General features: G+C 70.7%; 13 protein-coding genes. 5 read left to right on the forward strand and 8 right to left on the reverse strand.

Features of this window, described 5'->3' with window-relative positions:
* Positions 1 to 11 precede the first annotated feature (11 nt).
* Both ACZ5MC_RS08175 and ACZ5MC_RS08180 read right to left on the reverse strand, forming a co-directional pair.
* A complete protein-coding gene (locus tag ACZ5MC_RS08175) occupies positions 12 to 2,750 on the reverse strand; it encodes a response regulator (protein ID WP_464517490.1) in 2,739 nt (912 codons plus the stop codon).
* Between the two features lie 100 nt (positions 2,751 to 2,850).
* On the reverse strand, positions 2,851 to 4,662 hold the full coding sequence (locus ACZ5MC_RS08180; RefSeq protein WP_306599830.1) for an AMP-dependent synthetase/ligase: 1,812 nt from the start codon (positions 4,660 to 4,662) through the stop codon (positions 2,851 to 2,853).
* 41 nt (positions 4,663 to 4,703) lie between these two features.
* On the opposite strand from ACZ5MC_RS08180, the gene ACZ5MC_RS08185 reads away from it, so the two are divergent.
* The 5 genes from ACZ5MC_RS08185 to ACZ5MC_RS08205 are packed head-to-tail and all read left to right on the forward strand — an operon-like array spanning position 4,704 to position 11,160.
* The gene (locus tag ACZ5MC_RS08185; RefSeq protein WP_464517491.1) at positions 4,704 to 5,657 is read left to right on the forward strand and encodes a tyrosine recombinase XerC; all 954 of its coding nucleotides are present in this window, start codon (positions 4,704 to 4,706) and stop codon (positions 5,655 to 5,657) included.
* A 38-nt stretch (positions 5,658 to 5,695) separates the two neighbouring features.
* On the forward strand, positions 5,696 to 8,197 hold the full coding sequence (locus ACZ5MC_RS08190; RefSeq protein ID WP_464517492.1) for a Tex-like N-terminal domain-containing protein: 2,502 nt from the start codon (positions 5,696 to 5,698) through the stop codon (positions 8,195 to 8,197).
* Positions 8,194 to 8,784: a hypothetical protein gene (locus tag ACZ5MC_RS08195; protein ID WP_464517493.1), complete on the forward strand. Its 591-nt coding sequence runs from the start codon at positions 8,194 to 8,196 to the stop codon at positions 8,782 to 8,784. The genes ACZ5MC_RS08190 and ACZ5MC_RS08195 overlap by 4 nt, the downstream gene beginning before the upstream one ends.
* A complete protein-coding gene (lepB, locus tag ACZ5MC_RS08200) occupies positions 8,781 to 9,629 on the forward strand; it encodes a signal peptidase I (RefSeq protein ID WP_306599834.1) in 849 nt (282 codons plus the stop codon). The genes ACZ5MC_RS08195 and lepB overlap by 4 nt, the downstream gene beginning before the upstream one ends.
* A gap of 31 nt (positions 9,630 to 9,660) precedes the next feature.
* Entirely contained in the window at positions 9,661 to 11,160 is a 1,500-nt protein-coding gene (locus ACZ5MC_RS08205; RefSeq protein ID WP_464517494.1) for a Ppx/GppA phosphatase family protein, read from the forward strand.
* Here ACZ5MC_RS08205 and ACZ5MC_RS08210 read toward each other — a convergent pair.
* The 6 genes from ACZ5MC_RS08210 to yedE all read right to left on the reverse strand — a co-directional run bounded on the left by ACZ5MC_RS08210 (position 11,157) and on the right by yedE (position 16,847).
* Positions 11,157 to 12,884 carry a M56 family metallopeptidase gene (locus tag ACZ5MC_RS08210; protein WP_464517495.1) on the reverse strand — a complete coding sequence of 576 codons (1,728 nt, stop codon included), beginning with the start codon at positions 12,882 to 12,884 and terminating at the stop codon, positions 11,157 to 11,159. The two genes, ACZ5MC_RS08205 and ACZ5MC_RS08210, sit on opposite strands and share 4 nt — an antisense overlap.
* Positions 12,881 to 13,261: a BlaI/MecI/CopY family transcriptional regulator gene (locus tag ACZ5MC_RS08215; protein ID WP_306599838.1), complete on the reverse strand. Its 381-nt coding sequence runs from the start codon at positions 13,259 to 13,261 to the stop codon at positions 12,881 to 12,883. The genes ACZ5MC_RS08210 and ACZ5MC_RS08215 overlap by 4 nt, the downstream gene beginning before the upstream one ends.
* Before the next feature lie 898 nt (positions 13,262 to 14,159).
* Positions 14,160 to 14,375 carry a putative Se/S carrier protein gene (locus ACZ5MC_RS08220; protein ID WP_464517496.1) on the reverse strand — a complete coding sequence of 72 codons (216 nt, stop codon included), beginning with the start codon at positions 14,373 to 14,375 and terminating at the stop codon, positions 14,160 to 14,162.
* A complete protein-coding gene (locus ACZ5MC_RS08225) occupies positions 14,372 to 15,529 on the reverse strand; it encodes an aminotransferase class V-fold PLP-dependent enzyme (protein WP_464517497.1) in 1,158 nt (385 codons plus the stop codon). The genes ACZ5MC_RS08220 and ACZ5MC_RS08225 overlap by 4 nt, the downstream gene beginning before the upstream one ends.
* Positions 15,526 to 15,741, reverse strand: coding sequence for a sulfurtransferase TusA family protein (locus ACZ5MC_RS08230; protein ID WP_306599841.1), 216 nt, complete (start codon positions 15,739 to 15,741; stop codon positions 15,526 to 15,528). The genes ACZ5MC_RS08225 and ACZ5MC_RS08230 overlap by 4 nt, the downstream gene beginning before the upstream one ends.
* A complete protein-coding gene (gene yedE, locus ACZ5MC_RS08235; RefSeq protein ID WP_464517498.1) occupies positions 15,738 to 16,847 on the reverse strand; it encodes a YedE family putative selenium transporter in 1,110 nt (369 codons plus the stop codon). The genes ACZ5MC_RS08230 and yedE overlap by 4 nt, the downstream gene beginning before the upstream one ends.
* Positions 16,848 to 16,906 lie beyond the last annotated feature (59 nt).

Genomic DNA, 16,906 nt, shown 5'->3' on the forward strand with positions numbered 1-16,906 from the left:
GCCGGGGCCGGTCAACTCGCACCCAGGGCGTCACGCACCTTGTGCTCCAGTTCCTTGAGGGAGAAGGGCTTCTGCAGGAAGGGCGCGCCGTCGTCCCGCACCGCCGCGTCCAGGGAGTCCCCGGCGGCGTACCCGCTCATGAAGAGGGTGCGCGCCTCGGGGTGGAGCGCCCGCACGGCCCGGGCCAGGTCCCGGCCGTTCATGATGGGCAGCACCAGGTCGGCCAGCACGAGGTCGATCCGCTCCCGGCGGCCCTCGGCGAGGTGGAGGGCCTCGGCCGGGGTGGCCGCGGGCAGGAGGAGGTAGCCCAGTTCCCGGAGCATGTCCGTGGCCATGGCCAGGATGGCGGGCTCGTCCTCCACCAGGAGGATCGTCTCCCGGCCCTGGCCGGGCCCGAGGGCGGGCCCCTCCAGGCGCTGGGGCTCGGCCTGGCCCAGGTCGCGGGGCAGGTAGATGGTGACCGCGGTGCCCCGGCCGGGCTGGCTGGCGACCTCGATCCAGCCCCGGTTCTGCTTGACGATGCCGTACACCGTCGCCAGGCCTAGGCCGGTGCCCTTGCCCACCTCCTTCGTGGTGAAGAAGGGCTCGAAGATCAGCTTCCGGGTGGCCTCGTCCATGCCCTGGCCGTCGTCGCTCACGGTGAGCAGCACGTAGTCCCCGGGCGCCAGGCCCGGGCGGTTCAGGCACTGGGACGCGAGGACGGTCCGGTTCCGGGTGGAGATGTGGATGGTGCCCACGTCCCGGATGGCGTCCCGGGAATTGACGCACAGGTTGGCTAGGATCTGGTCGATCTGGGAGGGGTCGAGCCGGACCCGCCAGAGGTCCGGGCCCGGGGTCCAGGTGAGCTCGATGTCCTCGCCGATGAGCCGGCGGAGCATCTTGAACATGTCCTCCACCGTGGGGTTCAGGTCCAGGATCCTGGGGGCGATGGCCTGCCTGCGGGCGAAGGCCAGGAGCTGGCGGGTGAGGTTGGAGGATCGCTCCGCGGCCTTGTGGATCTCGCTGAGGTGGGCGTGGAACGGGTGGGCAGGGTCGGTGCGGGAAAGGAGCAGGTCCCCCAGGCCGATGATCACGCAGAGCATGTTGTTGAAGTCGTGCGCCACGCCCCCGGCGAGCCGGCCGATGGATTCCATCTTCTGGGCCTGGAGGAGCTGGGCCTGGAGGATCTCGCCCTCGGCCTCGGCCCGGCGGCGGTCCGTGATGTCGCGCACCATGGCCAGCACCTGGTCCCCGCTGCAGGGCACCATCCGGCACTCGAAGTAGCGCTTCTCGCCGCCGTGGAAGGACTCGTAGCAGTAGGGGGACGTCTCCCCCCTCTGGTGGATCTCCTCCACGTGGGCGAGGGTGACGGCCGCCACGTCCGGAGGGAGGACCTCCCGCAGGTGGCGGCCCATGAACGCCTCCCTGGGCCGGAAGAGGAGGGCCTCGTCGGGGGCATGGGCGTCGATGAAGTTGCCTTCGGCGTCCAGGGTGAACATGAGGTCGGGCACGGCGTTGAGGAGGGCGCTCATGCGCATTTCGTTCTCCTGGAGCCTGGCTTCGGCGCGCTTGAGGACCGTCACGTCGAAGTGGGCCACCAGCACGGTGCCCGGGCGCCCGAGGAAGGGCTGGACCCGCATGGAGAACCAGCGCTCCTCCACTGGGGAGTGGCAGGGATACTCGACTTCGAAGGAGGGGAGCCCGCCGTCCTGGACGCGCCGGATGCCCTCGTAGGCCGGGTCGCCGGGGGTGTCGTTGCGGAAGTAGCTGGCGCCGGGGCCCCAGACGCTTTCGTCGCCGCCGCCGTTGCTTCGCGCGAAGCGGCGCCAGGCCTCGTTCACGTCCAGGATCGTGCCGTCGCCGTCCACCACGGCCAGGTGGGCGTCGGTGGAATCGAGGATGTGGCGGGCGAATTCCGCGGCCTGCCGGGATTTCTCCTCGCTCAGGCGCAGCTCGCGGGTGCGCTGCTCGAGCATGTCCTGCACGCGGAGGAGGGCGCGCTCCCGGCGGGCGCGGGCGCAGAGCTCCAGCAGGAAGGCCACCTGGAAGGGCTTGCGCAGGTAGTCGGCGGCGCCGCGTTTCATCCAGTCCAGGGCCAGCTCCGGCCCCGGGTCGGTGGTCATCATGAGGCAGACGCAGGTGGGCCGGAGGTTCCTGAAATCGTCCAGAAGGGTGTCCCCGAGCCCGTCGGGCAGGTGGTAGTCCAGCACCGCCACGTCGTAGGAGGCGCCCCGGAAGGCCGCCAGCGCCTCGGCCACGGTGGAGGCCGTGTCGGCCTGGTAGCCGTGGCCGTTGAAGGCCGTGCGGAGCATTCCCGCCAGGGTGCGGCTGTCCTCGACGATCAGGACCCGTGGCAGGGACCGCACCTGGCGTCCCTCCAGGATGGCCCGCACCCGCCGGGTCAGCAGGAGGGGGTCCACCGGCGCGGAAAGGAAGGATTCGGCGCCCAGGTCCGTCGCGATGCGGTCGGGCTCGTCCCCGGCGTAGGTGGCGGACACCACCAGGATGGGTACGGCGTTGAAGGATGCGAACTCCGGGGAGCGCAGGAGGCGGCAGAAGCGCCACCCGTCGATGCCGGGCATGTACAGGTCGGTGAGGACCAGGCTGGGCGGGCGCTCCCGGTCCATGGCGCCCAGGGCCGCCTCGGCGCTGGCGTAGGCCCGGACGTCCAGGCCCGCCCTCTCGAGGATCCTCGAAAGGAGACTCAGCTGCACGGGATCGTCGTTGACCAGGGTGATGACCGGGGCCGGCGACGGGTTGGAGTCACTCATCCAGCAGTCTCCTGTGAATGAAGCCGCCCGACGATGAATTGTGTCGAAGGATTCCTAGGCCACCTTAAGGCAGATATATGAATTCACCAATTAATTTTCGTTAAGGCGTGGGGCCATAGAGGGCCTCGATCTTCGCCGCGAAGGCCTCGTTAACGGCCCGGCGCCTCACTTTCAGGGAGGGGGTCAGCAGGCCGCTGTCCGGGGTGAGCTCCCGGTCCAGGAGGGCCACCTTCCGGATCCGTTCATAATTGGAGAACCGCGCATTGATCCGTTCGACCCGGGCCATGATCTTCGCGTTGGCCTCGGGCAGGGCCGAGAGCTCCGCGTCGGAGGCGAAGGGAAGCTTCTTGTGCGCCGCCCACCGGCGGAGGACCGCGAAGTCGGGGACGATCAGGGCGCTGATGAAGTTGCGCCCCTCGCCCACCACCACGGCCTGCTCGACGTACTTGTCGGCGCGCAGGGCGTTCTCCAGCGGCTGGGGGGCGATGTTCTTCCCGCCCGAGGTGCAGAGGATCTCCTTCTTGCGGTCGGTGATGCGCACGTGGCCGGCCGCGTCCATCTCCCCGATGTCGCCGGTGTGGAAGTAGCCTTCGGCGTCCATCACCTCGCGGGTGGCCTCCGCGTCGTTCCAGTAGCCCTGCATGACGTTGGGGCCGTGGCAGAGGATCTCGCCGTCCTCGGCGAGCTTCAGGAAGGGCAGGCCCTCCCATCGGTCCAGGATGGGCCGGCCCACGGAGCCGGGGACCATGTCGCCCTTGCGGGAGATGGTGAGCAGCGGGCTGGTCTCGGTGAGGCCGTACCCTTCGTAGAGGGGGATGCCCGCGGCCCAGAAGAACTCCAGGATCCGGGGGTGGATCGCGGCGCCGCCGCAGGCCGCCAGGCCCAGCCTCCCGCCCAGGCGGGCGCGGATCTTCCCGAAGACCAGGACGTCGGCGAGGATCCGGCCCAGGCCCAGGAGGAAGGGCAGGGGCCGGTCGCGGTAGCGGTGCGCCGCCATGCGGCGCCCCAGGGCCATGACCCAGTGGAAGATCCACTGGCTGAGGAGGCCCCCGGCCGCCACCTGCTCCCGCACCTTCCCGTAGAGCTTCTCGAAGATCCGCGGCACCGCCAGCAGGATCTCCGGCCTCACCTCGAGGAGGTCCCGGGCGATGGTCTGGAGGCTCTCGCCGTAGTGGATCGACACGCCGGCGTGGAACATGGTGTAGTGGCCGCCCATGCGCTCGAAGATATGCGAAAGGGGCAGGATGCTCAGGCAGCGCTGGCCGGCCCGGACCTCCAGGGCCGTCAGGGCCTGGAGGACGTTGGAGGCCACGTTGCCGTGGCTGAGCATGGTGCCCTTGGGGTCGCCCGTGGTGCCGGAGGTGTAGATGAGGGTCAGCAGGTCGCCGGGGCGGACCGCCATGGCCCGGACGCGGACGTCGGGTCGCCGTGCCTCCAGGGCGCCGCCCTCGGCCATGAGGTCGTTCCAGCGGAGGATGCTCCGCCCGGGGGCCGGGGGCGCCTCGCCGGCCATCAGGACCGCCGCCTCCAGGCCGGGGAGTTCCGGCCAGAGGTCCAGGACCTTGGCCAGCTGCTCCGGGGTGGAGCAGAGGATCCACCGGGAATCGCTGTGGCGCAGGATGTGGGCGGTCTGGGGGAGGTTCAGGGTCGGGTACACGGGGACCGAGACGATCCCCGAGACGGCGCAGGCGTAGTCCGCGACGGCCCATTCGGGCCGGTTCTCGGACAGGATGCCGACCCGGTCCCCGGGACGGACCCCGCGGGCCTCCAGGGCCAGGGCCAGGCGCTCCACCCGGGCCTGGAGCTCCCGGTGGGAGATGGGCACCCAGGCGCCCTCCACCCGATGGGCCAGGGCGGCGGGGTCCTCCCGTTCCAGGGCCTTATAGAAGAGCTGGGGGATTGTTTCGACCAAGTCGGGGCTCCGGAGGGACGGGATCGTGGCATGGTAGCAGCATGGAGAACCCTGGACATGCCATGGCGGGGCCCGAGGGCCGGCCCGGCCTCGCGGAGGCGGTCGCCGCCTTCGTGCTGGAGCAGCGGGCCCGTGGGGTCTCGCCCCACACCCTGAGAGCCCGGAAGGCGGACCTGGGCAAGCTCCTGGCCCACGCCGCCGGGGCCGGCTGGGAGGGCTGGGACGTCAAGCCCCGGACCCTGCGCGGTTTCGCCATGGAGCTGGGGGAGCGGGGGCTGGACCCCGCCAGCCAGGCCCGGATCCTGTCCACGGTGAGGTCCTTCTTCGGGTGGCTGTTCGAGACCCAGCGCATCGGCCAGGACCCCTCGACGGGCCTGCGCAATCCCAAGCTGCCCAAGCGGCTCCCGGCCTTCCTCACCGAGGGCGAGAGCGGCGCGCTGCTGGACCTGCCCGAGCCCGCCGACTTCCCTTCGTCCCGCCTGCGCTGCATCCTCGAGCTCCTCTACGCCTGCGGGCTCCGGGTGTCCGAGCTCACGGGGCTGGACCTCCAGGACCTCCTCCTGCCGGAGCGCACCCTGCGGGTCATGGGCAAGGGGAGCAAGGAGCGCCTGGTGCCCTTCCACGAGAAGGCCGCCGGAGCGCTGGACGCCTACCTGGCCTTTCGCCGCGAATTCCTGGCGGTAAAAAACCTGCCGCCGACCGCGGCCGTCCTGGTCAACCAGCGGGGGGGACGGCTCACGCCCACCAGCGTGCGGGGCTTCCTGGCCAAGGCCCTGGAGACCGCGGCGGTGCGGGCCCGGGTGAGCCCCCACGCCCTGAGGCACAGCTTCGCCACCCACCTCCTCAACCACGGCATGGACCTGCGGGCCATCCAGGAACTCCTGGGGCATGCGAGCCTCAGCACCACCCAGCGCTACACCCACCTGGACCTGGAAAGCCTCGCCAGGACCTACGAATCGGCCCACCCGCGAGCGCGCACGGATTCTAGGGTATGATTCCCTTTCACCTCCCAGGTGACCTAAAGGAACGTGCCGTGGAGTTGTTGGTCGATCGCATTTGCAAGGAACTCTCCCTGCCCCGGGCGGGGGTGGCGGCCGTCACGGCCTTGATCAACGAAGGGAACACGGTTCCCTTCATCGCCCGCTACCGCAAGGAGGCCACCGGCTCCCTGGACGAAGTGGCGATCCGGGCCGTTGAGGAGCGCCTCGCCTATTTCAAGGAGCTGCTGGACCGCCGCGAGACGGTGCTGAAGACCATCGACAAGCAGGGCAAGCTCACGCCCGAGCTGAAGGGGCGCATCGAGGCGGCCTGGTCCAAGACCGAGCTGGAGGACCTCTACCTTCCCTACAAGCCCAAGAAGCGCACCAAGGCCACGGACGCCCGGGAGCGGGGCCTCGAGCCCCTCCTGGACGCGCTGCTCGCGGACGCCGACGGCGCCGATCCCCTCATGCTGGCATCCCCCTTCGTCAAGGCGGACCAGGAAGGCACCGAGACCCCCAGCAAGTGCGTGGAGGGCGCGGGCCACATCCTCGCCGAGCGCCTCGCGGAGGACGCCGACGTGCGCTCCTGGCTGCGCCAGGTGTTCCTGGACACCGGCGTGCTGCATGCCGAGCTGCGCGAGGAGCGCAAGGAGGCCCCCGAGGCGCTGCGCTTCAAGCCCTACTGGCAGTTCCAGGAGCCCCTGCGCAAGATGCCCGGCCACCGGGTGCTCGCGGTGCGCCGCGGCGAGAAGGAGGAGATCCTCACCGTCAAGCTCGTCGTGGACCGGGAGGCCCTCGTGACCGGCCTGGTCTCCAAGGTGCAGGTGAACCCGGCCTCGGCCTACCGCATCATGCTCCATGACGTGTGCGGCGACGCCTTCGACCGCCTTCTTGCGCCCACCATCGAGACCGACGTGCGGGTCGAGGCCAAGAAGAAGGCGGACCTCGAGGCCATCAAGGTCTTCCAGACCAACCTGGACCACCTGCTCCTGGCGCCCCCCGCGGGCCAGTTCTGCACGCTGGGGGTCGACCCCGGCATCCGCACCGGCTGCAAGCTCGCCATCATCAACCGGCTGGGCCAGTTCATGGACACCGCCACCATCTATCCCCTCGAGCCCAAGCGGGACATCGAGGGCAGCCGGGCCATCCTGGAGCAGCTGGGGGCCAAGTACCCCATCGAGGCCATCGCCATCGGCAACGGCACCGGGGGCCGCGAGGCCGAGGCCTTCCTGCGGGAGTGGCTCAAGGACACCGGCCGCGAAGGGGTGCTGTGCGTGGCCGTCAGCGAGGCCGGCGCCTCCGTCTATTCCGCCTCCGACGTGGCCCGGGAGGAGTTCCCCGAGCAGGACGTCACGGTGCGCGGCGCGATCTCGATCGCGCGGCGCTTCCAGGATCCCCTGGCCGAGCTGGTCAAGGTGGAGCCCAAGTCCATCGGCGTTGGCCAGTACCAGCACGACGTGAACCAGACCGCCCTCAAGAAGGGCCTGGACGAGGTGGTGGAGTCCTGCGTGAACCGCGTGGGCGTGGACCTCAACTCCGCCAGCTACCGGCTCCTGGCCTACGTGGCCGGCATCGGCGAGAGCCTGGCCAAGCACATCGTGCAGCACCGCTTCGCCAACGGCGCCTTCCGGCACCGGGAGCAGCTCATGGAGGTGCCCCGCTTCGGCGAGAAGGCCTTCCAGCAGGCCGCGGGCTTCCTGCGCATCCGGGACGGCGAGAACCCCCTGGATTCCTCCGCCGTGCACCCCGAGTCCTACCCCGTCGTGCAGCGCATCTGCCAGATGGCCGGCAAGTCCGTGCCCGAGCTGGTGGGCAACGACGCGGTGCTGGACGCCCTGGATCCGGCCCTCTTCACGGACGCGCAGTTCGGCGTGGAGACCGTCAAGGACATCATCGCCGAGCTCAAGAAGCCCGGCCGCGACCCCCGGCAGCGCTTCGAGGCCGTGGTCTTCAAGGAGGGGGTGCACAAGCCCTCCGACCTGGAGATCGGCATGGAGCTGCAGGGCATCGTCACGAACGTCACCGATTTCGGGGCCTTCGTGGACGTGGGCGTCCACCAGGACGGCCTGGTGCACCTCTCCGAGATCTCGCACCACTACGTCAAGAACGCCTCCGAGGCCCTCAGCGTGGGCCAGGCGGTGCGCGTGAAGGTGCTGGCGGTGGACCTCAAGTCCAAGCGCATCGGCCTCTCCATCAAGGCCCTCCTGCCCGGAGGCGGCGGGGCCCCCCGTCCCGCGGGTCCCAGGCCCGAGCGCCAGCCGAGGCCCCAGGGCGAGCCCAGGCCTCCCCGGGCCCAGGGCCAGCGGCCTCCCCGCCCCCAGGGCGGCGCTCCGGCGCCCCAGGCCGGCGTCCCCCAGGCCGCCGCGGGCAGGCCGGAACGTCCCTCCCGCCCCGACCGCGGCCCCCGCCCCGACCGCGGCCCGCGGCCGGAACGCAAGCCCGACACCCGGCCCCCGGCCAGGACCACCGCCGCGGCGCCCAAGGCTCCCCAGCCCGCGCCCGGCACGGCGAGCCTCTCGGACCTCATGGCCAAGTACAACCGGGGCCTGCGATGAGACGAATCCTCGCCGCCGGCCTCCTCCTGACGGCGGGTTGCGACCACCTGGTCACCCGGGGCCGGGCGCCCGTCTACGCCTCCTGGGAGGCAGGCCAGACCCTCGTCTACGCCCGGCCCGGCGCCGAGGCCTCCCAGCGGCTCCAGGTGCGGGTGAAGTCCTCGACGCTGGGGCCCGACGGGCGCACCGTGGTGCGCACCTACGCCAGCTTCACCTCCGTGACCGAGGCCACCTTCCGCCTGCAGGACGGTCTCGAGGCCCTGAAGCTGGACGGTTCCAAGGAACTGGTGGTCCTGCCCGCGGGCTTCCCGGACCGGGTTTCCCGGTGGGAGGACCGGGGCATCGTCAACTTCGTGGTGGGAAGGGCCCGGGTCGACATCCCGGGCGTGAAGCTGCCCGACCCCGACGCCACCGGCATCTGGGTCGAGTCCGCCCCCGTCAGCGCCCGGGGCGTTCGGCGCCGCACCCTGCTGGTCCCTGACCTGGGCGAGGTCGAGACCCTGAACCTGATCGACGGCAAGTGGGTGGCGGTGAGCCGCCTGGTCTCCCAGGGCTACACCGATCCCCCTCCGGAGGGCGCCAAATGAGCGAGGAGAAACTGGAACACGTCCTGCCTGCGGGCGTGGCCAAGGGGGCAGTCCGGGACAACCTGGAAGTGGTCCTCTTCGCCGTGCTGCTCATCGTCTTCTTCAAGACCTTCGTGGGGCAGCAGTTCACCATCCCCTCGGCCTCCATGCGCAACACGCTGATGATCGGGGACCACCTGCTGGTGAACAAGTTCATCTTCGCCCGGCCCCAGTGGGCCTGGGAGGAGAAGCTCTTCCCCATGCGCAGCCCCTCGCGCGGGGACATCATCGTCTTCCGGTACCCGCTCGAACGGAACAACGACTACGTCAAGCGCCTCGTGGCCCTGCCCGGCGACACCGTCGAGATGCGGAACAAGCGGTTCTACCTGAACGGCAAGCTGGTCACCGCAGCCTGGGAGCACCACGTCCTGGACCGCAAGGAGGGCCCCGTTCCGGGCCCCTGGCCCCTGACCCGCGACCCCGGCATCTACGACGACATGCCCCCCTCCAAGCTGTGGAACTACGCGGACCCCGAGGTCCTGGCCATGGACCAGCAGGGCCAGGAGGGCCTGGACGGCGGGTACCGCGACACCTTCGGTCCCGTGAAGGTGCCCCCCGGCTTCCTCTTCGCCATGGGCGACAACCGCGACAGCAGCGCCGACAGCCGCTACTGGGGGTTCGTTCCCATGGACCACCTCCGGGGACGGCCCTTCATCATCTGGTGGAGCTTCCGGGAGGGCGGCACCGACGACACGCCCGCCAACGTGCCCAAGGGCCCCACGGACGTCCTCATGAATTTCGTGGACGGCGCGCGGCATTTCCTGTCCTGGACCCGCTGGGACCGCACGGGGACCATTCCCCGCTAGACAAGGGGCGGCGTGGCGCTACCCTTCCCCCATGAGAATCGCCGCCATCGATGTCGGATCCAATTCCATCCACCTCGTCGTGGTGGAGACCGATGCCGTCGGGAACCAGCGGGTGCTGGCCCGTGAAAAGCACATGGTCCGCCTGGCCCGGGGCCTCCTGAAGACCGGCGAGATCGGCGCCGAGGCCTTCCAGGCGGGACTGGAGTCCCTGGCCCTCATGGCGGAGGTGGTCAAAGGGCTCCAGTGCGACACGGTGCTGGCCTGCGGCACCGCCGCGCTGCGCGAGGCGTCCAACGCGACCCTGTTCATCCGGGAGGCGGCGGGGCTGGGGGTGAACATCCGGGTGATCTCCGGGGAGGAGGAGGCCAGCCTCATCTACCTGGCGGTCAGCCGCGCCATTCCGTTCCCCGACACGCCCGCCGTGCTCATGGACATCGGCGGCGGGTCCACCGAGCTCACGTGGCTGGAAGCGGGCCGGGCCGTGGCCACCATTTCGATGCCCTGGGGCCTCCAGCGCCTCGCCGACGCCCTGCCCACGGCCAACCCCCCCACCGCGGAGGACCTTCAGCGGGTGCGCAAGTTCCTCCGCAGGATCCTGAAGAAGGCCGCCAAGGCCCTGCCCGGGGACCTGCCCCACCCCGAGGTCATCCTCGCCACCTCCGGGACGCTCCTCGACCTGGCCAGCGGCGCCGGCGGCCAGGGCACCTTCGACACCGAGCAGCTCCTGAAGTTCAAGCGCAAGCTGTGGAAGACCTCCTCCCAGGAGCGGGTGACCCAGCTCGGGGTCGATCCCAAGCGCGCGGAAGTCCTCCACGTGGGGGCCAGCTGGGTGGCGGCCCTCATGGCCTGGACCGGGGCCGGCCACGTGCGCACCCTGCCCGTGGGCCTGCGGGAGGGCATGGTCTGGCAGGCCCTGGCGCGCGGCGGCATGGCCCTGCCGGTGCTGGGGGACCGGCGCAGGGCCTCGGTGGAGGCCCTGGCCGCCAAGCTGGACCCCGATCCCGGGCACAGCCGCCACGTGGCGTACCTGGCCGACCAGCTCTTCACGGACCTCATGCCCGAGTTCGAACTGGGGGACCCCGAGCGGGAGATGCTGGGCTACGCGGCGCGCCTGCACGACATCGGCCTCTCCCTTTCGGAGAAGGGCCACCACAAGCACGGCGCCTACCTGATCACCAACGCCAAGCTCGCCGGCTTCTGGCCCACGGAGACCGAGGCCATGAGCCAGATCGTGCGCTACCACCGGGGCAAGCCCCCTTCCATGACCCACGAGGCCTACGCCCAGCTCAAGCCCTGGACCCAGCACGTGGTGGAGAAGCTGGCCGCCATCATCCGCGTGGCCGACGCCCTGGACCGGACCCGCCGGCAATCGGTGCGCCTGGTGCGCCTGACGGCCGACGGGGACGATCTCACCCTGCGCGTGACCGCCACCGGCGACCTGAAGCCGGAACTGGAGAGCCTCAAGGACAAGGGCAAGCTCCTGTTCCGGCTCCTGGACAAGGAAGTGGCGGTGGTGGTGGAGGAGCCCTAGAGACTGCCCGCAGGCCGGGCCTTGCCCGACGCCAGGGCCTCTTCGGCGAGCTTCTTCATGCCCGCGTCGGCCTCGCGGCTGAGCCCCTCCATCTTCGCGCTGAGCACCTTCATCCGCGCCTCCAGCTCCTTCATCGGCCTTCCGGCCTCCTCCATCTTCTGCTCAAGGCCCTCCATGGGTTTGGCGGCCTCCTCCATCTCGCGGCCCAGGGCCTCCATGGGCGCCTCCAGGGCCTCCATCTTCGCCTCCAGGGCGTGCATGGACGCCTCGAGTTCCGCGAGCTGCTTTTCCAGGGCCTTGCGTTCGGCGGGCTTGAGGTTGTCGTTGTCCAGCCGGCGCTCGACCTTCTCCATCCGGGTTCCGAGGACGCCCTGCTGGCGCCCGATCTCGCCCATCTGGCGGCCGATCTCCCCCTGCTTCCGGCCGATGTCCCCCTGCTTCCGGCCCACGTCGCCCTGCTGGCGCCCGATGTCGCCCTGCCTGCGGCCCACTTCGCCCATCTCCCCGCCCAGGGCGCCCATCTGGCCCCCGAGCTCCTCCATGGGCTGCTGGAGCGCCCGGGCCCGGGCCACCAGGGCGGGATCGCTGACCACGTAGTCCTTGCCGCCGGACCTGAACCAGAAGAAGTCGTCCTCAAGCTTCGCGCGCAGGCGCCAGAGCTCCTTGTTGGCGGCGCCGGGGCCCGAGCGGGTGATGCCGTCCTTCTTCTTGCTGACGATGGCGTACGGCACGTCCTTCTTGGCGGGCTCCGCCTGGACGCGGGCCAGGGCCGCGCTGGCGCCGCAGAGCGTGGTGAACCCCGCGATGGCGAGCGCGAGCTTCCACGCCATGGGCCGCGGTTCGGGCTGGATGAGACGTCGGATCCTGTTCATGAGATTGCCTCCGTGGGCCGCCTGGGCCGGTTGGGTGTTGGAGAGCTGGAAGAGGTCCAGCTCCCTCAGGGCCAGGACCAGGCGCCGCGGTTCGCCCAGTGCCCCGGCCGCGAGTTCGTCGCAGATGAGTTCGCGTTCCGCCCGGATGCGCCCCGAGATCCACCACACCCCGGGGTGGTAGAAGAGCAGGGTCTCCACGACGGTCTGAAGGAGGTTGGCGAGGTAGTCGAAGCGCCGCACATGGGCCAGCTCATGGGCCAGCAGCGCCTCCAGGAGCAGGGGGTCCATGCCGGCCACGAGGGCGGCGGGGAGCAGGATCACCGGCCGCCACCACCCGAAGGACAGCGGCGAGTCGATGGAGGCCGAGACCTTCAGGGTGACCCGCCGGGCCATGCCCAGCGCGGCGGCGAGGCGCTCCATGCGCCCTTTCCATGCGGCGTCCGCCGCGCGGGCTCCGCGCCGCCCCAGCCGGCCCACCCAGACCAGGCCCAGGGCCAGGCGCAGCGCCAGGAGGCTCGCCCCCAGCGCCCAGACCTGCACCACCAGAGGCAGGCGGGAGCCCACCGCCGCGCGGACCCGCGCCGGCAGGGGCCCCCGGGTGGCCTGGACCGGGGCCGCCACCGGGACGCGCTCGATGCTGACGACGGGGGCGGCCCCCGGCAGCCGGGTCAGGACCCCCGCCACCGGCAGGGCCAGGCACAGCGCGAGCCCCGCGCAGGCCGCGGCATAGCGCAGCCGGGGACCCCGGAGCGCCTGCAGGGCCGCGGCCGTTCCCGCCCACACCAGGAGGCCCTGCCAGATGAAGTCCAGGAAGGCCCAGCCCAGGGCCTCGATCACGGGCAGCCAGGTCATTTCCCGCCTCCTTCGCCCCGGAGCCAGCCTTCGATCTCCCTGCGCTCCTCGGGCGTCACGTGGCCGCCCTTCAGGGCCGCCAGCACCAGGGCCTTGCCCGAGCCCGCGAAGGCCTTGCGGATGAGGTCGCCCAGGAGGCCGGTCTGGGTGGAGTCCTGGGCCTGGGCGGGCCGGTACACGTGGGAGCGCTGCGCCTCGTCCCGCAGGAGGAGCCCCTTGCCGTGCATGATCTGCATGAGCCGGAGCACCGCCGAGTAGGCCACCTCCCGGTCCTTCAGGAGTTCGGCGTGGGCCTCCTTGACGGTGGCGGGGCCCAGGCGCCAGAGGATCCGGAGGAGGTCCAGTTCCGCTGCGGTGGGTTTGAGGGGCTTGGCCATGGGAGCTCCGGAATGGACATAGACAAACATGTCTAGAACTTTTTGTCTAGATTGTTTTCGGCTGGCCCGAAGCTGGGTTTAGGTCTATAAAATATTAGTTAATTCTTCCAAATCCCAGCCATTCCAGGAAGGGCGTGTCGGCAAACCCAAAGCTGTGAATAGCTGGGTCACACCCTTGGCTCGAAAGCGGCATCCGGATTCCACAAGGAGGTGGCTGGATGCCGAGGTGCTTTCCAGCTGACGTGATGTGGGACCCGTTCGCAGCCTGGCCACGAGATACGGCAAGGCCACCCGAATTTACGCCGCCTGGTCGCGAACCCGTGTCTGTTCATCGGGCTCAGGCTTTGACCAGCCAGTCTTTATCCTGCTCTTTCCCGAAAATCCAATTCCCGTTACCACCCGGCAGCGGTGTGTCGGCGCCCTGGAGTCGTGGAGGCAGACCCTTCCCATCCAGGCCCCCCTCACCCAGCAGATCACCGGCTTCCGCCACCGAATTGCGAACACCCTGGGCCAAGGGTTCGTCGAGAAGGGGTTCGAGGACGCCCTGGCCTTCCTATCTGCCTTCTCATCAGTTCCGGCAAAGCGAGGATCGAGGTTCGCAGGCTGGGAATGAAGCCTCGCGAAGGAACCGGGGCCCTGGAACTCGAGGTCAAGGACGTCCAATGACACCTGCGGCGACCCATCGCAGCGTCGGCCCTGCCGAAACTGGGATTCACGCAGATATATGGGATAAAAGGGGATAGGCTCTCCTGGGAGTTGCCGCTTCATCCTGGTTCCGAAGTGCGCCGGGTTTGCCGGCAGCCCCAAGTGCACATTCAATTCTCAAGTTATTTTGTTCAAACCCATGGCTATTGGGCGGCGATCACCACGCAGCGGGCCGGTCCCAGCGGCTCAGGAGCTAGAGTTCCCGGAACTCCGCATCCAGGCGCGCCTGGGCGAAGACCGCCTCCACCTCGGCGCGGCGGGCGGTCTCGAAGCGGAGCGCCACGCCGCAATCGGAGGAGAACTGGCGGGGGGTGGGGATCAGCTTGAAGGGCCAGCCGGTGGGGCCGAGGAGCTTATCGGCCCGGAGGGCCGCGGAGATGGCGTGGAACAGGGCGACGCTCTGGCTCACGCGCGCACCACGGCGGCCACGGCCCACAGGACCGTCTCCAGGTCCTCCCGGGTGACCCCGGGGCCGGGGGCGAACCGCACCGTGCCCTCGCTGAAGGTGCCGATGGCGCGGTGCGCCGCGGGCGAGCAGTGCAGCCCCACCCGGCAGAGCACCCCGTGCTCCTCGTCGAGGCGGAGCCCCAGGTCCGAGACGTGAAGTCCGGCCACGGTGAAGGAGACCACCGCGAGGCGCCTTGAGGCGTCGCTCGGCCCGTGCACCGTCACTCCCGGGATCTCCATCAGGCCTTCGGCGAGGAACCGGGAGAGGTCCGCGGCCTGCGCGTGGAGGGCCGCGGGGCCGCGCTCCAGCACCCAGGCGATGCCCGCGCCCAGCCCCGCGATGCCCACGCCGTTGGGGGTGCCGCTCTCGAACCGGTCCGGGAGGAAGTCCGGCTGGGTCTCGTGTTCGGAACGGCTCCCGGTGCCCCCCTGGAGGAGCGGCGCGATGCGCCGGGGATCCACGCCCGCGCCCAGCACCAGGCCCCCCGTGCCGGGCGGGCCCTGGAGCCCCTTGTGCCCCGTGAAGGCGAGGAGGTCGATGCCCAGGGCCTGCATGTCCACGGGCAGCGCTCCCAGGGTCTGGGCGGCGTCCACCAGGAGGAGGGCGCCGGCCGAATGGGCCACGGCCGCGATCTCCCGCACGGGGGCCAGGGTGCCCACGACGTTGCTGGCGTGGTTGACCACCACCAGGGTGGTGCCGGGGACGACGGCGCGGCGGAAGGCCTCCGGGTCCAGCGATCCGTCCCGGGCCGCCGGCACGACGGCGACCTCGACCCCCCGGGCTTCCAGATGCCGGAGGGGCCGCATCACGGCGTTGTGCTCCATCCCCCCCGCCACGACCCTGCAGCCCGGCGCCAGCAGGCCGTGGAGGGCGAGGTTGAGGGCGTGGGTGCCGTTGGCCGTGAAGACCACGCCCAGGGGATCGGGCGCGTTCACCAGCCCGGCCACGGCCTCCCGGACGCCGTACGCGGTCCGGGCCGCGGCCAGGGACAGGCGGTGCCCGGAGCGCCCGGGGTTGCCCCCCTCCTCGTCCAGGAAGCGGGCCATGGCCCGGGTCACGCCGGGCGGCTTGGGCCAGGACGTGGCGGCGTGGTCCAGGTAGATGACGCCGTTCATTTCGTCAACGTCATCCGGAATTCCCCACCCGGCAGGTCCTTGACGGCGGCCTGCCAGCCCAGGTGGGCCGCGGCCCGGGCCACGTTCTCGCGGGACGCCACCGAATCCAGCAGGATCTGGATCGTGCCCCCGCCGGCGGCGAGCATGGCCTTGCGCGCGTTCATGGCCGGTTCGGGGCAGGACAGGCCGCGGGCATCGATGAGCGCGCTCACCGGGCACCGGCCGGTTCGCGGAAGGTCAGCCCGATGACGGCGCAGACGGCCAGGCCCAGAAGGACCGAAGCCGGGCCATAGGGGGCGGGGCCGGCGGCGGAGGAGGCGAGGTTGAAGTTGTGGGCGACGGCGGCGCCGGTCAGGAGGCCCAGGCTGAAGACGGCGGCATCGCCGTCCCCTTCGCCCGAGAGGAAGAGCTGCCGGCCGGGACAACCGCCGGCGAGGGTGAAGGCCAGCCCGGCCAGGACCATCCCTCCGAAATTCCAGAGCGTCGCGGTATGGGCCAGGGGCTGCCCGGCGAACCCGGCCCTGAACTGCCCCAGGGCTCCGTTGGTGAGGGCGGCCGCGGCCACCAGGGCCACGAGGCCGTAGAACATCTGGCCGTCCCGGAGCAGGATCAGGTCCCTGACGGCGCCCACCGAGCAGAAGCGGCTGCGCTGGGCGAGGAAGCCGATGGCGAGGCTGGCCGCCAGGGCGATCCAGAGCGGGGCATGCTGACTGCCCGGTCCCTTGGCGGAGAAGAAGACCGGTCCAGTGGGCAGGCCCGCCACATCCCGGCCGAACAGGGGCGCGAGAACGAGAAGGGCCAGGAGGCCCAGGGCGAGGGCGGGCATCACGAAGCCCAGCGCCTTCGGGGACCCCTGGCTGCGGCCGAGGCTGAAGCCCCGCCGGAGGCAGAGGATCCCCAGGCCGACGCCGGCCGCCAGGCCGAGGATGCCGGGGATGGCGTTCCAGTCGCCGCCGCCCAGGCGGAGGTAGGCACGCCAGGGGCACCCCAGGAAGACCAGCGCGCCGATGGCCGCGAACAGGCCCAGGAGGAACCGGGCCAGCGGGCTCGAGCCGCCCCGGGGACGGAACTCCCGGAACAGGAGGGCCGCGGCCAGGGATCCCAGGATCAGGCCCGCGATTTCCGGCCGGAGGTACTGGACCGCCGCCGCCCGGTGGAAGCCCAGCGCGCCGGCGACATCCCGGGTGAAGCAGGCGACGCAGACGCCCATGTTGCCTGGGTTGCCCCAGCGCACCAGCACGGGGGCCAGCACGCCGATGACGGCGCCCGTGAGGATCGCGCCCCAGCGCGATGTGAGAAGGCGGGATGGAAAGGCCATGGCATACCTCTGGAAGGGGTTGGAAATCAGCTACTCAATCTTTGACCAGTCATTAAATG

It is taken from the genome of Mesoterricola sp. JemC181 (genome assembly GCF_055384585.1).

Bases quoted from the DNA above. Each gene is read 5' to 3' on its own strand.
- lepB (WP_306599834.1), top strand. From the start codon at position 8,781: ATGAGCGAGGAGAAACTGGAACACGTCCTGCCTGCGGGCGTGGCCAAG.
- yedE (WP_464517498.1), bottom strand. From the start codon at position 16,847: ATGGCCTTTCCATCCCGCCTTCTCACATCGCGCTGGGGCGCGATCCTC.
- ACZ5MC_RS08205 (WP_464517494.1), top strand. From the start codon at position 9,661: ATGAGAATCGCCGCCATCGATGTCGGATCCAATTCCATCCACCTCGTC.
- ACZ5MC_RS08185 (WP_464517491.1), top strand. From the start codon at position 4,704: ATGGAGAACCCTGGACATGCCATGGCGGGGCCCGAGGGCCGGCCCGGC.
- ACZ5MC_RS08225 (WP_464517497.1), bottom strand. From the start codon at position 15,529: ATGAACGGCGTCATCTACCTGGACCACGCCGCCACGTCCTGGCCCAAG.
- ACZ5MC_RS08215 (WP_306599838.1), bottom strand. From the start codon at position 13,261: ATGGCCAAGCCCCTCAAACCCACCGCAGCGGAACTGGACCTCCTCCGG.
- ACZ5MC_RS08210 (WP_464517495.1), bottom strand. From the start codon at position 12,884: ATGACCTGGCTGCCCGTGATCGAGGCCCTGGGCTGGGCCTTCCTGGAC.
- ACZ5MC_RS08175 (WP_464517490.1), bottom strand. From the start codon at position 2,750: ATGAGTGACTCCAACCCGTCGCCGGCCCCGGTCATCACCCTGGTCAAC.
- ACZ5MC_RS08195 (WP_464517493.1), top strand. From the start codon at position 8,194: ATGAGACGAATCCTCGCCGCCGGCCTCCTCCTGACGGCGGGTTGCGAC.